Consider the following 15,132-nt stretch of genomic DNA (forward strand, 5'->3'; position numbering starts at 1 on the left):
GTTAGGGAGATTTCAATGAACCGTCCAGCCTTCAGGCCTCTGCAGAATACAGCGTTGCCGCACTCGTTCAGGGTGATCCGCCTCGGACGCGCTCGCGAACATGACCACCCCGAGGGCGCACCTGCGATCGGCTATATCATTGTTGCTCCGCTAGACGCAGCGTCGCGGATCGATGTCGAAACCTGGAAGACCCATCGCGAGGCCTGCCGCGTCGTTCGCCAGCGGCCCGCCGAGGACGATCAGCTCGGCCACCTCGTACATGGTCCGGGCGGCAGCTGGCGTTTCCATTATGACGTGGCCGGCACGGCCGCCGACGAGGCCGGGCATCATTTCGGGGACGAGCGCTTCACGCTCGGCGAATATGTCTCTGTCCGCGAAGCGGACGGCATGCATCCCTATCGCGTCGTCGCCGTCACACCGCTTTGATCGGTTCCGGTCTGATCAGGATGTCGGTCCCTACGGCATCCGCCACCGGAAGGGAAAGGTCGAGGACGACATTGACGACCCGGTGGTCGGTCGGTTCTTTCGTGGCGGTGAATCCGAGCTCATGACACATGCTCAGCATGGTTGTGTTCTCGATCAACACCTCGCCGGACAGGCGTTTCAGTCCCTCCGACCTCGCGTAGCGGATCAGGAGCTGCATCAACGCCCATCCAAGGCCTTTTCCCTTGAGGTCGGACTGTAGCAGGATGGCGTACTCCGCGGTCTGGTAGAGTGAATCCGAGTGAAGCTGGACTGCACCCAGGATCTCGCCGGTCTGCGGATCCAGCGCGACGAAGGCCATCGCGCGGGCATAGTCGAGCTGGGTCAGGCGCGCGATGAACGAGTGAGAGAACTGCTTCACCGCGTGGAAGAAGCGCAGCCTGAGGTCCTCGATGGTCACGCGTTTGAAGAAGGCCTCGACCATGGGCTCGTCTTCCGGCCGCATCGGCCGGACCGCGACCCGGAAACCATCTCGCAAGCTGAGCTGACCTTCCCATTGCGATGGGTAGGGCCGCACGGCGAGCCGGGTCTGACCGGCAAACAGCCGCGCCGGCTTGCGGACCGCCACGCGCGCGTCGAGCGCCAGCACGCCGGTTTCGTCCGCCAACAGCGGATTGATGTCGAGCTCGGCGATTTCGGGAATATCGGCCGCCATCTGCGCCAGCTTGACGAGCGTAAGCGGCACGACGTCGGCAGGAACTGCCGGCACATCGCGGTAGGCTGCAAGCAATCGCGAGACCCGCGTGCGCCCGACCAGGTCACGGGCCAGATTCATGTCGAGCGGCGGCAGCGCCAGCGCCTTGTCGTTGATCACCTCGACCGCCGTCCCGCCGCGACCGAACACGATCACCGGGCCGAAGGTCGGATCATCGGCAATTCCGACGATCAGTTCCCGAGCAGCACGCCGCACGATCATCGGCTGGATCGTCACCCCCTGCAGGCAGGCATCCGGGCGAGCGCTCCGGGCGCGCGCCAACACCGTCCTCGCTGCCTCGGCGACGCTTTCGCGGGTCCGCAGACCGAGGATGACCCCGCCGACATCCGACTTGTGCGTGATGTCGCGCGAGAACAGCTTGACGGCGACCGCGAGCCCCTTGGTCAGGAACGGCCCAGCCTTGTCTGCGGCATCGTCGGCGTCGCGGGCGGCGACCGTCGGAACAACCGGGATGCCATAGGCCTCGAACAGCGCGACGATCTCGACCGGATCGAGCCACTGGCGCTCCTCCGATAGCACCTGCGCGATCACGCGCCGCGCCGCCGTAATCTCGGGCGTAAACGTCGAGGCGATGCTTGGCGGAGTGGCGGAAAGCGCGAGCGACGCCTCGCGATACCGTACCAGGTACATAAAGGCGCGCACCGCGTCGTCCTCAGTCGGAAAATGCGGGATGCCGGCGGCCTCGAAGGTCGCACTCGTGCGTTCGTCAGTGCCCGCCCACGCTGCAAGCACCAGCGGAGCTACCACACTCCTTTTGGCGCGGAAGTCGCCGACACGCCGTGCCACGGCTTCGGCGATGCCCTCAGCCGGCGCCACGGCCGTTTCCACATTCATAACCAGAACAGCGTCGCTATTGGCGTCCTCGAGCAGGGCGTCAAGTGCGGATATGTAACGTGCAGCATCCGCATCGCCGGAAATGTCGACGGGATTGCCATGCGACCAATTGGGCGGCAGAACCTTGTCGAGCGACGCGACCGTATCGGCGGACAAGTTGGCGGCCGCACCGCCCAATTCCGCGAGCCGGTCGATCGCAAGGACGCCGATCCCGCCGCCATTGGTCAGAAGCGCGAGGCGGTTGCCGCGCGGGACAAAGCCGCGGCCGAGGAGCTCGGCACAATCGAACAACTGACGCAAGTCGTACACGCGAAGCATGCCGGCGCGACGAAAGGCGGCGTCATAGACAGCATCCGATCCGGCCAGCGCGCCGGTGTGGGTGGCCGCCGCCTTGGCACCCACCGCCATTCGCCCCGATTTGACGACGATCACCGGCTTCAGTCGCGCAGCGGCGCGCGCCGCCGACATGAACTTGCGGGCATCCGTGACGCTCTCGATGTAGAGCAGGATTGCGTTGGTATGGTCGTCCTGCGCGAAATAGTCGAGCAAGTCGGCAACGTCGACATCGAGCTGGTCGCCGACCGATACGATGCCCGAAAAGCCAAGCCGCCGTTCGGCCGCCCACTCGATCATCGCCGCCGCAATAGCGCCGGATTGCGAGATCAGCGCCACGCGTCCATCGGATGGGCGGTGCGCAGCAAAGCTCGCATTGAGATTGGCGCGGGGTATCATCACGCCGATGCAATTGGGTCCGATCAGACGTATCCCGTGCATGCGCGCGGTCCGCGCGGCCGTCTCGGCAAGCGAGCCCGCGCCGTGGCCGAGACCGGCCGACAGGATCACCGCGCCGGCAACGCCAACCGCGGCGGCATCCGCGATGATCCCGGGGATCGCAACAGCAGGCGCCGTGATGACGACAAGATCCGGAACGAACGGGAGCGACTTCAGGTTTGGAACGGTCTCCGCGCCGTCGACCACGGCGTAATTTGGATTGACCACCGCGATTCGGCCGGCGAAGCCACTCGCCTTGAGGTTCATCAGAACAGCCAAGCCAAGTGACGATGGACGCGAACTGCCACCAACCACCGCGACAGTCCGAGGCGAGAAAACCCGCTCTAGACCAAACGTAGACATCGGACAGTCTCGCAGGGAACGAGCGGAGGCGTCTGCCGCTTCGTGCAGCGCGCCAGGGCTCGCATGACATCCTCGCGAGCAATAATGCCGAGCAGGTGGTGATACTTGTCAATCACGGGAAGACTTTTGAGCCGATGGGTCACCATCAGCTGCAGAACGCGCTGGAGGTTGGTGTCCGGTTGGACTGAAATCACGTCGCACGACATGATCTCGTCGACCGTGGTTCCCATACGATCGTCGTAATGCGGCAGTATGTGATCAGTCGTGCAGGTGAACACCTTTAGCGCATCGAGCTTGGTGACGAACCCGACCACGGTATCGTCACGCAAGACGGGGTAGGCATCATGATCTTCCTTTGCGAACAGCCGATACAGGTCACCCACGGTCATTTCGGGAGCGACGCTTCGCACTGACCTCGTCATGTTGTTCGCAACGGTCTCCTGCAGGAATTCGTACATGGTTGATCCCTTCGGGTGGGCGGCTGTCCGTGGGCGCTTGGCGGCCAGACGAACAGCGCGTCCGCGATACCGGGCGAACCTAATCAGGAACGGCCGATCGGCGTTGACCAGGATCAAAACAGGGCTGATGTCACGTGATCAAAGAGAGGTTACGAACCTCAGAGAATCCCGTCATGCACGCGATGACCCTGCCCGCACGCGGCGCAAGGCTGCAGTATGTGGAACGGCCGGATCCTGTTCCCGGCCCCGGCGAAGTGCGCGTCAGGATCAGCGCTTGTGGCGTTTGCCGCACCGACCTTCATGTGGTCGATGGGGAACTGCCAAACATCATCTATCCGATCGTTCCCGGCCACGAGGTGGTCGGTCGCATCGATGCCTTGGGTCGCGGCGTAAGCGCCGGGCTTCTCGGTGCGCGCGTCGGCGTTCCCTGGCTCGGCTCAACCTGCGGGCACTGTCCATACTGCCGGGAGGGCAAGGAAAATCTCTGCGACAATCCCGTTTTCACCGGATACACGCGGGACGGCGGCTTTGCCACCCACCTGGTAGCGGACGCGCGCTACTGCTTTCCACTCGGCGAGCACGGCGAGGATGTCGAACTGGCGCCCCTGCTGTGCGCAGGCCTGATCGGCTGGCGCTCGCTTGTGATGGCCGGTCACGGCCGCAAGCTCGGCATTTACGGCTTCGGCGCGGCGGGACACATCGCAGCGCAGATGGCTCGCTGGCAAGGACGGGATGTCTACGCCTTCACTCGCCCAGGTGACGTCGAGGCTCAACGTTTGGCATTGTCGCTCGGCGCATGCTGGGCTGGAGCCTCCGAGGACAGGCCGCCCGCCGAGCTTGACGCCGCAATCATCTACGCGCCGGCCGGGCCTCTTGTCCCGCTTGCCCTGCGCGCATTGCGTAAGGGCGGACGCGTGGTCTGTGCCGGCATCCACATGTCGGACATTCCAAGCTTTCCCTACAACATTCTCTGGGGCGAGCGACAGCTCGTGTCGGTCGCCAATCTCACGCGACAGGACGGCAATGATTTTCTCAAGAGTGCAGCGAAGGCCGGCGTTCGAACACGTGTCACGGTTTTCCCGCTCGATCAGGCGAACGAAGCGCTCTCTCGCCTGCGTGACGGCAGGCTTGTCGGCGCAGCCGTTCTGAAGCCATGACGACGCCGGCGTCATCAACCGACGCGAGCGCGGGTGACGTCAGCCAGACCGCCGTGTTGTCGTTCCTGGCTGGAGGTCGGCCGAACTTGGCCGTACAACGGATCGACACCCATTGTTCGATCATTTTCCTCGAGCCATCGCGCGCCTTGAAAGTCAAGCGCGCGGTCAAGCTCCCATATCTGGACTTCTCGACATTGGAGAAGCGCCGTCGTGCTTGTGAAGATGAGATCACCGTCAACAAGCGCCATGCGCCTTCAATCTATCGTGGGGTGGTCCCGATCACGCGTGAACGCGACGGCTTGGCGATCGGAGGCGTCGGCCCCGTCGTTGAGTGGGCCGTTGAAATGGTTCGCTTCGACGAAAGCGAGACTCTCGACCGCCTTGCATCGGGCGTCCTTGAACCAGAACTTGGCGACGATTTGGCCGCCGTCCTGCTCGATTCTCATCGGGTTGCTGTCATCAGCGAGGGATCGAACTGGCTTGCCTCGCTACCCGTGATCGTAGGTCGCAACACGGAACAGTTTCGCAGCATACCAGACCTTGCCCGCGACCGGATCGACAAACTGCACCAGTTGAGCCATCGCGAAATAGCACGAAATCGCGAGCTCCTGCGTGCCCGCGCTGCGTCGGGGCAGGTGCGGCACTGCCACGGCGACGCACACCTCGGCAACATCGTCATGATTGACGGCAAGCCGGTCCTGTTCGACGCGATCGAATTTGATCCTGATATCGCGACAACGGATGTGCTGTACGATTTCGCGTTCCCTCTGATGGATCTGTTGGCGTTTGGAAGCGATGCCGTCGCCAACAGACTATTCAACAGCTACATGCAGGCCGCCTGGGCCGAACAGTCGGCTGCGCTCTGCCTGCTGCCGCTGTTTCTCTCTGTTCGCGCGGCAATTCGCGCCAACGTGCTGTTCACTAAACAGCGGCAACATCCGCACGATCGAACGATCGCCACGATTGCGAACAGATACTTCGACCTCGCACTGCGGCTGATCACCCCCGAGCACCCCATCCTTCTTGCGATCGGCGGAAAATCAGGTACTGGCAAAAGTGTGCTGGCCCGTGACATCGCTCCCTTGATCGGACCGCCACCCGGCGCGCTGATCCTGCGATCAGACGTCATTCGCAAGCGACTTCATAACATGAGCGAGCACACGGCCCTGCCCGCAGCGGCGTATACCCTGAAGGCTTCCGATCGCGTCTATCAGGCAATGCTGGAGCAAGCCGCGCGAACCCTGGCCCAGGGGGTCTCGGTGACACTCGATGCGGCATTCCTGAGATTGACCGAGCGCGATGCCGCAGAGGTCATCGCCCGGAGCGCCCGAGTTGAATTTCGCGGCATCTTCCTGACCGCAGATCGCGCAATGCGGCTGCATCGCGTGGCATCGCGGCGACACGACGCGTCGGATGCGACCGCCGACGTGGTCCGGCTTCAGGAGAACATCGAGACCGGAACGATTGGTTGGAGCGTCGTAGACGCGTCCGGCACACCGGCGATCACGCTTGAACGCAGCACATCTTGTCTGCGAACGGCTTCGCAGGCGGTAGATCACCTTAAGGGAAACTCCTGAATTGGTTGATGCTGTCGGGTCTGGCACCATCCCTCCGCCAACAGGAGGACCTCCATGAAACGCCGATTGAGCTTTATCTTCGTCGGTAGCGCGATCCTCGCGGTCGCACTCGCTTTGTTCTGCAACTGGTACTTCCCGGACGTGGTGCCGCTTGCCACGACCGAGCCGGCGCCCCATGGCTGGCGGCTTGACGCGGCTTTTGCCGTATCCACGGTCAGGTGGACCGCGGCATTTGTCGCTGCGTCATGTGCAGTAGCACTGATGTTAATGAACGTCACCAAGCGCCCAAACAAGCTCGAGGGACGCTAGACGATTCCTTTCGAAGCGTTCTCGGCATTCGCAATCGACTCTCCGAAGGCCGGCTTAGAGCCGGCCTTCGGCCGTTGGATCGTCGCGAAAGCTACTCGTGCAATGCGAGGCCTCCATCCGCCGTCCGCCATGGTGAACGGCGCATCAGCCAGGCCTCCCGAAGCCGTGGGTTGTCAGGCTTGTCGCCGCCACAGGCTCCAGAGACTGCCGACGAGCAAGACCCCGGTCACGAGCAAGATAACCACGAACATTTGCATGATGTCGAACTTCAGGGAGTCACGAGCGACAAACAACGCGGTGATGAATCCCGCTATGGCAAGGAAGATACGAAGGATCAGGCTCATGACTTCCTCCTGGAGCCGCAAGGGCCTGGCGCCGACAACCATGACGCTGCAAGCCCATCTCGTAATACCGTAGTGGTTCTCGCCAGCGAGCAATTGCGACGGATCAACTCCGCCCGCGGCGCACCTTGCCGGATCAATGCTCCAGAACATACTGCCCAGGTGCATCCTCGAGCGGCGGTCCACCCTCGGGCGTATGAAGCGACGGCTGCGCCGCTACCCAGGCATCTGAATGCGCCGTGAGGAAGCGAACCCACTCCAGCCACCAGGATCCCTCGCGATGCGGCGCCTTCTGCAGCCACTCGTCGGGTCCGACATAGGGTTGATCCTTCTTCTTCTCCAGCACCTGATAGGTGTGACCGTCCTCCGAAGGCGGGGCCACTATGCCGGCATTGTGACCGCCGCTCGCCAGCGCGAACGTAATATCGGCCTCAGCGAGCAGATGGATCTTGTGTACCGACCGCCACGGCGCCACATGGTCACGCATTGTGCCGACGACGAACATCGGAACACGGAGGTCGGACAGCGCGACCGGCTGCCCGTCCACCACGTACCGGCCCTCGGCGAGGTCATTGTCGAGAAACAGCTTGCGCAGATAATCCGCATGCATCCGGTAAGGCATCCGCGTGGCGTCGGCATTCCACGACATCAGATCGCTTGGAGCGTCCCGTTGGCCGATCAGATAGTCGCGCACCAGACGCGACCAGATCAAGTCGTTCGATCGTAGCAGCTGGAACGCACCGGCCATCTGCGGCGCATCGAGCACGCCGCGCCGCCACATCATATCTTCGAGAAACGCAACCTGGCTCTCGTTGATGAACAGGGTCAGCTCACCCGCCTCGGTGAAATCGACCTGGGCCGCCAGCAGCGTCACCGATCGCAGGCAACCGGGCCGCTCCTTCTGCAGACGGGCCGCGGCGATCGCGAGCAATGTACCGCCGAGGCAGTAGCCCGTGGCGTGGATCGCGCGTCCGGGAGCGATCTGATTGATCGCGTCGATTGCGGCTTCGACCCCGAGCCTGCGATAATGATCGAGGCCAAGATCACGGTCGGCCGGCCCCGGGTTGCGCCATGAGATCGCAAACACAGTGAAGCCGCGTTCAACCAGGAAGCGGATCAGGGAATTCTGCGGGGAGAGATCGAGAATGTAATATTTCATGATCCAGGCCGGTATGATCAGCAACGGCTCCGGGCAGACATCCGCGGTCACGGGCGCGTATTGGATCAGCTCGATCAGCTCGTTGCGGTAGACGACCTTACCCTCGGTCGCCGCAACGTCCTTGCCGACCACGAACCGGGCAGGCTCGGATGACTGGCTTCCGAACCGCTTTCTGCAATCATCCAGCCAATTGTGCCAGCCCGAAACGAAGTTGCCGCCGCCCGAATCCATCATCTGGCGCAGAACTTCGGGGTTGCTGAGCGCGAAGTTGGACGGAGCTGCGGCGTCGAGGCATTGTCGGATCACGAAATCCACGATCGCGGCATTTCCCTTCGAAACGCCATGCAATCCGCTTGCCGCCGAATGCCACCACTGCTCGCCGAGCAGAAACGCCTGGGCCACGATATTGAAGGCCGGCAACGTCCAATCCGCGCCTGAGAATCGGTGGTCGCTAGGTTGCGGCTTGACCATGAACCAGGGCTGCCAGGCAGCATGCGGCGTCAATACCATGCGCGCGAAACGTGAACCGTCGCCCAATGCCTTCAGGGCAAGCTCAAGCCGCTTGCCGGGCGACGCGGCGAGATGCAGCTGCCAATCGGCGAAGGCAAGCGCAAGGCCCGCGGGTGAGAGCCCGCCGGTCCACTGCGCAATCGCCGCGTGGACCAGATGGTCCATCGATTCGGCGCCGCTCAATGCCTCCCGTTCAGACGGCACAGGAGCAGGCGCTCCGGCCGCAACCGAATCGTCATTGGCAGGGGACGCTGCTTGGTCGAGAATTGCATTGACTGTCACCGCTCGCCTCCTTGCCCGCGCCCGACGAGCACGAGCCTCATGCTGCTCGGCACCAAATGCCGCCCGCTCAGTCGAGCTGGAACCGCTGCCGACCCAAGGCCACGATCTCACGATCGGTCGGATGATCGCTCGCCTCGACATGCAGATTGAGATCGGGCCGTTCCGCTTTCAGATAGTGCACCAACTCCGTCTTCTCGATGCCCGGGCCGATGACCAGCAGATCGGTGCAACTGCTTAAGGCTTCTCCGACCCTGGCGAGAAAGGTCGGGTCGCCCTGGACGCGACCGTCGCCGATCGTATTCGCCTTGTGGTGAAGATGCTGGGACGGCAAGTGAGCATGGACGGCGGCCGCGCTGACACCCGTCAGCCCAACACCGAATATCTTCGCCACGAAATGATCGATCCAGACGACCGCGCGTGCATGCGGTTGAACCGTGATCTCGCTCATGAATGATCTCCAGTGCCTGCTTTTTCTGCATTCTCTCTCAATCGCAATGCCAGAGCCGCAAGCAGCTCCCTGCGGCTGACGATACCGACGACAGCTCCGGCGCAGATCACCGGAACCTGTGACACGTCGTAAACATCCATCTGCGCGACAACGTCACCGATCGAGGCCTCTACATCGACGGTGATCGGTGCAGAACTCATGAGCGTCGCGACACGCAACGAGCGCATACGTTCGCGTTCCGGCGTGTTCTCCGCGATTCCCAGCAGCGATTCCAACCAGTTTCCGAACGGTGGGTTGACGCCGAGCTCGTCGCGGTGAAGGAAATCGCCCTCCGAAATCATGCCGACGAGATCGCCGTCATCGTTGATGACCGGCAGCCCGCGCTGATCGGTTTCGAGCAACAGCTGGACGGCATCGAGCACGTTGGCAGTCGGCTTGATCGTCGCGAACGAACTGCGCATCACATCGGTTGCAAGCATTGTCGCTCCTCCCATTCAGCTCATATGCTGGCCGCCATTGATCGACAGCGTCGATCCGGTGATGAAACCCGCCTCATCTGCGGCAAGAAAGATCACGGCTCGGGCGATCTCCTCCGGCTCGCCCAGCCGCCCGACCGGGATCTGCGGAAGGATCGCGCTCTGCATGACGTCCGTCGGCACGGCAGCCAGCATCTCGGTGTTGATGTAGCCCGGGCAGATCGCGTTGACGGTAATCCCCGACCGCGCACTTTCGAGGGCGAGAGCACGGGTGAAGCCGAGCTCGGCGGCTTTCGCCGCGGCATAATTCGTCTGCCCGATCTGGCCCTTCTGTCCGTTGATGGACGAAATGTTGATGATCCGCCCGAACTTGCGAGCCCGCATGCCCTCGATGAGCGGCCTGCACATATTGAACAACGAATCGAGATCGGTGCGGATCACCGCGTCCCATTGCGGCTTGGTCATTCGATGCAGCGTGGCGTCGCGCACGATACCGGCGTTGTTGACCAGGATGTCGATCGGCCCAACCGCCGCTTCCACCTTGCGGACACCGGCCGCGCAGGCTTCGAAGTTCGCGACATCCCACTGGAAGACGCCGATTCCGGTCTGGTCGTGAAACCGGCGCGCGGCCTCGGTATTCCCTGCATAGCTGGCCGCCACCTGATACCCCGCCCCGGCGAGAGCCCGCGAAATCGCGGCGCCGATTCCCCGACTTCCGCCCGTTACCAATGCGACGCGTGCCATGCCTGCTTCTCCAATCTCTCGGCAGGACAAATGGGCGAAATTCGCATCCCGCGGATTGATCTCGCTCAAACGACGACAACTCGCATGTATGAGGCAGATCAAATTGTGCTACGCGGGCCTGTGCTTTGATGGGTTTGTCTCTTCCACGCTTCAGGAGAACGACCCATGTTCAGGAACATCCTGGTCCACATTCCCACGGAACTGTCGCCGCGTCCCGCGGTCGACGGATCGGTTTCGCTTGCGCTCAGTACGGGCGCGCATCTCGATGCAGTTGCGATCGGATACGAGACCGCCAACGTCCCGTTCGTCATCGAAGGCGGTGTGGCCGTCGCCTCCCTCTTCGAGGTGGAGCATGCCCAGGCGCTCGAACGCGCCGAGGCAGCGCTGCGCGTCTTCGACATAGAGGCCCGGAATGCCGGAATTTCATACACGACACGCGCCGCGGCTGCCGTTCCGATCGATGCTCGCGAGATCGTCTGTGCGAGCGCGCGACTACATGACCTGACTGTGGTAGCCCAGCCGCAGCATCAGCACGACAGCTACGACAACGTCATCCCGCGGGAGCTCCTGTTTGAAGCCGGAGGGCCCGTCCTGTTCATGCCCTACACATTCCACGGCGCATTCTCCGCCAAGCGCATCGGAATCTGCTGGGATGGCAGCCGGCTTGCCGCCCGGGCGTTGCATGACGCGATGCCGCTGCTGCACAAGGCTGACGCCCTCACCATCGTCACCATCGACGGTCCAGACCCGATGCCCGCGGAGAGTTCCACGAACCATCTGGTGCGATACCTCGCCAAGGCAAGTCTCCCGGCCAAGGTCACGTCGCTGCCCGCATCCCGAACCGAAATCCAGTCGGTCCTGCTGTCGATCGCGGCAGATGAGAGCCTCGACCTTCTGGTGATGGGTGGATACGGCCACTCCCGGCTGCAGGAGAGCCTGCTCGGCGGTGTGACGCGCGACATGCTTCGCGCGATGACCATTCCGGTCCTGATGTCCCATTGAACGCGAGTCGGCCCCGTGAGACATCGTGCCAGGACACTGCTCCATTTCGTCGGTAGCGGCGTCGTCGCCATCAGCACGATCTGCGCCCTGCCGGCTCCGGCCGTAGCCGATCAGGCGCAGGGTCGGCGCCTTGCTCAGCTCTACTGCGCCCGGTGCCACGCAATCGACCGGGTCAGCCCAAGCCCGCTGAAGATTGCGCCGCCGTTCCGAACCCTGCACGAGCGATATCCGGTCGAGATGCTGCAGGAAGCGCTGGCGGAGGGAATCGTGACCGGGCATCCGACCATGCCCGAGTTCAGCTTCGAACCGGACCAAGTCAACGACTTCATCCTGTTCCTGAAATCGCTGGAGTCCGGTGCGGCCAACCGTTGAGGCAGGTCAACATGACCTGCGAGCAAAGGTCTTAGAATTCAACTTTCAACCTGGAGGTCCACATGCGCGCGCATCAGGTCATGACCAAGCATATCATCGCGGTCAGCCCGCATACGAAGATCATAGATGCTGCCAACATCATGCTGCGATGCCACCTCAGCGGCCTGCCGGTCATGGACGAAGATGGCACGCTCAAGGGGATGGTGTCGGAGGGAGATTTCCTGCGGCGTGTCGAGATCGGAACAGGTCACAAGCGATCGACCTGGCTGGAACTGTTCACGGGCGTCGGTGGCGCCGCGACCGATTTCGTGCACGAGCGCGGCCGCAAGGTCGAGGACGTCATGACCACGAACCCGATCACCGTCGAAGAGCAGACGCCGCTCGATGAGATCGTCCACCTGATGCACAAGCATGGCGTGAAGCGGGTGCCGGTTGTGAACGGAAAGACCATGGTCGGAATCGTCACCCGGGCAGACATCTTGCAGGCGGTCGCGTCGCTGGCCCGCGAGGTTCCGGACCCAACGGCCGATGATGCTCACATCCGTGAACGGATCCTGCGCGAGATCAACGCGACCGGCTGGCGACCGGCCGGCTTCCAGGTCTGGGTCCGCAACGGCGCCGTACACCTGCATGGCCTGATCTTCGACGAGCGTGCCCGCCAGGCCGCGATCGTGCTCGCGGAAAACACCTCGGGCGTCAAGGAAGTTCACGATCATCTCTGCTTCGTCGACGGCTACTCCGGCTACTACGTCGAATCGCCGGAGGACATCAAGGCGGCCAGCTGATCGGATCTGAGGAGACTAACATGGCCATGGATACGCTGTTGGTCGTCTCGGTCGTCGGCCTCGTCTTCTCGTCTTTTGCGCTAGTGCTCGCCTTGGCCGATCACAGCACGACGCGCTGGCAGCGTCTGGAGAAGGACGAGGATCGATCCAGCATACGCGCCTCTTTTCCTGGCAAGCACATCGCCTGATCCGTCCCAACAAGCGCGCCGCAGGACTGACGTCGAGCGGCGCGCGGGATCTTGCTTGCTTCCAATGGTCAGGCCCTACGTACAAATACGTAAGTGGTTTCTACTTAGGTGAAACATCCAAATTTCCCCGCCTGTTGGATGCGGTCAATGTGGCTCCATCGATCTTCCCAATGGAGCGTCGCCGTGCAGACCCAGACCGCCGTTTCTTCCGATATCAGCCGCCACCCGAGCAACATCCTTGACCGGCGGTCACGTGCCGAAGGGCCGTTCGGGATGATCGGGACACCGATGCGGTTTACCCGCAATAGCGAGATCTACGGCGAGGACGAGGCCGCGGAATATCTTTATCAGGTCGTTTCCGGCGCCGTCCGGACCTACAAGATTCTTGACGACGGACGTCGCCAGATCGGCGCGTTCTATCTGCCCGGTGATATCTTCGGCTTCGAGGCCGGCGAAACCCATATCTCCTCGGCCGAGGCGATCTGCGAGACGCGGGTCATCGTGGTCAAGCGCTCCGCGCTCATGGTCCGTGCCGACCACGAAAAGGATCTGGCACGCCAGCTTTGGGACGCGACGGCCCAGGAATTGCGCCGGTTTCAGGAGCACCTGATGCTCCTGATCTGCAGTGCCGAGGAGCGGGTCGTGGGGTTCCTGCACGAGATGGCGCGCCGCACTGTCAAGAATGCCGCCATCGAGCTTCCGATGTCGCGGCAGGACATTGCCGACTATCTAGGTCTGACGATCGAAACGGTATCGCGCACCTTTACGCAACTCGAGCAGAACGGCGCAATTTCCCTTCCGACCTCGCGCCGGGTCGAACTGCGCAGGCGCGCGACCTGCAATCGGATATTGGTGGGCTAAGGGTGTCGCAGGCCGTCCCGGCGGGACTCGGAGCGACACGCCCGGCTCAAGCGCTGACGCCTCGTGGCTTGGAACGCCGCGCGGCGGTTCAGATTTGATCTCGCGCAAGCAGCAAGACGGCCTTCGGCTCTATCCTGGATACTTCCTCCGAGGAGAGGCGCCGCCGTGATCATCGATCTTCTGCGCCGTGAACACCGCAACATTGATCTGCTCCTCACCGTCCTCGAGCGTGAACTGGCGCTTTTTGAGCGCGGGCATCGCCCCAATTATGAGGTTATTCGGGCGATCATCAGCTATTTCGAAGTCTACCCCGAGGTATACCATCATCCCCAGGAAGACCTGATCTTCTCCAAGCTAAGGCTTCGCGATCCGGATGCGGCCGCAAAGGTCGGTGATCTCGCACGTGAGCACACGGATGGGGCCGACCGCTTGCATCGCTTCGCCCGGGCAATCGACAGCGTGCTTGCAGGTCGTGAGATTCCTCGACAGGAGGTCGGCAACATCGTGCGAGATTTTATCGTGCGCGAGCGGCAGCACATGATGATGGAGGAGCGCGATTTCTTCCCCGCAGCCGTAAAGGCTCTATTGCCGCAGGATTGGGAGGAGGTTAGCTCGGCCCTGACCGATCATAGCGATCCGCTCTTCAGTGACGCCGCCGAAGAGACCTTCGCTACCTTGCGGGCGCATATTCTGCGATTGGAGCTGGAAGCAGAAGCTGAACGAGACCGAGTTAAGGGATAATCCGCGATAGCGGCGGGCGGTAAGGTGGACTACGCGCGGCGCCCCGATCGCGGGTTGATCCGAATCAAGCTCGACCATCCACCCGAATGCGATCCTAGCGTGGCTTGGTGCATGGTGACGACAGATGGACCGATCGCGGCAACGAAACGGACCGACGTTCGACAAGATGGGCGGCACCGGTGCTCCCGCCATGACGATCGCATCATCGATGCAGACCCTCGAACATCCCGCGCCGCGCCCACGCCACCGAGACGGCCCAACCGTCTCCTGGTACGGCCGCCTGCTGATTGTCAGCACGTTGCTGCTGGCAGCCGGCTGGGAGATACTCCGACTGCTTCTGACCATCGTCACGCTGGACTGAAGTCCGTCGATCGGATTTTGCCTCAGCAGGACATTGTGCTGTCGTCTTGAGACAGCTCTGTCGAATGGTGCCTGTTCGCGTCCCATTTCCGGAAATACAGCGCGTCCGCTCCTGGGATGCTCACGCAATGATATCTCTTTGCAAACTCCGCGACGGCGGCAGCAGCCACCTCGTTGATTCCAAACAACCGTTCAT

At 62.4% G+C, this 15,132-nt stretch carries 18 protein-coding genes; 11 read left to right on the forward strand and 7 right to left on the reverse strand.

Annotation, left to right across the window (positions count from 1 at the left end):
- Positions 1-15: 15 nt before the first annotated feature.
- Positions 16-426 carry a hypothetical protein gene (locus tag JQ507_28505; GenBank protein ID QRI68799.1) on the forward strand — a complete coding sequence of 137 codons (411 nt, stop codon included), beginning with the start codon at positions 16-18 and terminating at the stop codon, positions 424-426.
- On the opposite strand, the gene JQ507_28510 is transcribed toward JQ507_28505, so the two are convergent.
- Both JQ507_28510 and JQ507_28515 read right to left on the reverse strand, forming a co-directional pair.
- The gene (locus JQ507_28510; GenBank protein QRI68800.1) at positions 413-3,166 is read right to left on the reverse strand and encodes a bifunctional acetate--CoA ligase family protein/GNAT family N-acetyltransferase; all 2,754 of its coding nucleotides are present in this window, start codon (positions 3,164-3,166) and stop codon (positions 413-415) included. The genes JQ507_28505 and JQ507_28510 overlap by 14 nt on opposite strands.
- Positions 3,148-3,624, reverse strand: a complete 477-nt coding sequence (locus JQ507_28515) for a CBS domain-containing protein (GenBank protein ID QRI68801.1) — start codon at positions 3,622-3,624, stop codon at positions 3,148-3,150. The genes JQ507_28510 and JQ507_28515 overlap by 19 nt, the downstream gene beginning before the upstream one ends.
- Before the next feature lie 173 nt (positions 3,625-3,797).
- Here JQ507_28515 and JQ507_28520 point away from each other — a divergent pair, with 173 nt between their 5' ends.
- From JQ507_28520 to JQ507_28530, 3 genes are read left to right on the forward strand one after another with little or no spacing between them, the layout of a single operon-like run.
- A complete protein-coding gene (locus JQ507_28520) occupies positions 3,798-4,781 on the forward strand; it encodes a zinc-dependent alcohol dehydrogenase family protein (GenBank protein QRI68802.1) in 984 nt (327 codons plus the stop codon).
- Positions 4,778-6,358, forward strand: coding sequence for an AAA family ATPase (locus JQ507_28525; protein ID QRI68803.1), 1,581 nt, complete (start codon positions 4,778-4,780; stop codon positions 6,356-6,358). Before JQ507_28520 ends, JQ507_28525 begins: the two co-directional genes overlap by 4 nt.
- Positions 6,359-6,412: 54 nt before the next feature.
- Complete coding sequence (locus JQ507_28530; GenBank protein QRI68804.1) at positions 6,413-6,667, forward strand: hypothetical protein; 255 nt, start codon at positions 6,413-6,415, stop codon at positions 6,665-6,667.
- A gap of 173 nt (positions 6,668-6,840) precedes the next feature.
- On the opposite strand, the gene JQ507_28535 is transcribed toward JQ507_28530, so the two are convergent.
- From JQ507_28535 to phbB, 5 genes are all read right to left on the reverse strand, one after another.
- A complete protein-coding gene (locus JQ507_28535; GenBank protein ID QRI68805.1) occupies positions 6,841-7,011 on the reverse strand; it encodes a hypothetical protein in 171 nt (56 codons plus the stop codon).
- A gap of 133 nt (positions 7,012-7,144) precedes the next feature.
- A complete protein-coding gene (locus JQ507_28540) occupies positions 7,145-8,842 on the reverse strand; it encodes a polyhydroxyalkanoic acid synthase (GenBank protein QRI73560.1) in 1,698 nt (565 codons plus the stop codon).
- Between the two features lie 184 nt (positions 8,843-9,026).
- Entirely contained in the window at positions 9,027-9,407 is a 381-nt protein-coding gene (locus JQ507_28545) for a hypothetical protein (GenBank protein QRI68806.1), read from the reverse strand.
- Positions 9,404-9,886 (reverse strand): CBS domain-containing protein, encoded by a 483-nt coding sequence (locus JQ507_28550; protein ID QRI68807.1) that lies wholly within the window; start codon positions 9,884-9,886, stop codon positions 9,404-9,406. The genes JQ507_28545 and JQ507_28550 overlap by 4 nt, the downstream gene beginning before the upstream one ends.
- A 15-nt stretch (positions 9,887-9,901) precedes the next feature.
- The gene (gene phbB, locus JQ507_28555) at positions 9,902-10,627 is read right to left on the reverse strand and encodes an acetoacetyl-CoA reductase (protein QRI73561.1); all 726 of its coding nucleotides are present in this window, start codon (positions 10,625-10,627) and stop codon (positions 9,902-9,904) included.
- Positions 10,628-10,792: 165 nt separating this feature from the next.
- Here phbB and JQ507_28560 point away from each other — a divergent pair, with 165 nt between their 5' ends.
- From JQ507_28560 to JQ507_28590, 7 genes are all read left to right on the forward strand, one after another.
- On the forward strand, positions 10,793-11,629 hold the full coding sequence (locus tag JQ507_28560) for a universal stress protein (GenBank protein QRI68808.1): 837 nt from the start codon (positions 10,793-10,795) through the stop codon (positions 11,627-11,629).
- A gap of 36 nt (positions 11,630-11,665) precedes the next feature.
- A complete protein-coding gene (locus tag JQ507_28565) occupies positions 11,666-12,001 on the forward strand; it encodes a cytochrome c (protein ID QRI73562.1) in 336 nt (111 codons plus the stop codon).
- Positions 12,002-12,063: 62 nt separating this feature from the next.
- A complete protein-coding gene (locus JQ507_28570) occupies positions 12,064-12,786 on the forward strand; it encodes a CBS domain-containing protein (GenBank protein QRI68809.1) in 723 nt (240 codons plus the stop codon).
- Between the two features lie 20 nt (positions 12,787-12,806).
- Positions 12,807-12,974, forward strand: a complete 168-nt coding sequence (locus JQ507_28575) for a hypothetical protein (GenBank protein QRI68810.1) — start codon at positions 12,807-12,809, stop codon at positions 12,972-12,974.
- 147 nt (positions 12,975-13,121) lie between these two features.
- A complete protein-coding gene (locus JQ507_28580) occupies positions 13,122-13,835 on the forward strand; it encodes a helix-turn-helix domain-containing protein (protein QRI68811.1) in 714 nt (237 codons plus the stop codon).
- A gap of 165 nt (positions 13,836-14,000) precedes the next feature.
- Positions 14,001-14,576 (forward strand): hemerythrin domain-containing protein, encoded by a 576-nt coding sequence (locus tag JQ507_28585; protein QRI68812.1) that lies wholly within the window; start codon positions 14,001-14,003, stop codon positions 14,574-14,576.
- 124 nt (positions 14,577-14,700) lie between these two features.
- On the forward strand, positions 14,701-14,937 hold the full coding sequence (locus JQ507_28590; protein QRI68813.1) for a hypothetical protein: 237 nt from the start codon (positions 14,701-14,703) through the stop codon (positions 14,935-14,937).
- The last annotated feature ends 195 nt before the right edge of the window (positions 14,938-15,132 follow it).

This window comes from Bradyrhizobium sp. PSBB068 (assembly GCA_016839165.1).
Classification (GTDB): Bacteria; Pseudomonadota; Alphaproteobacteria; order Rhizobiales; family Xanthobacteraceae; genus Bradyrhizobium.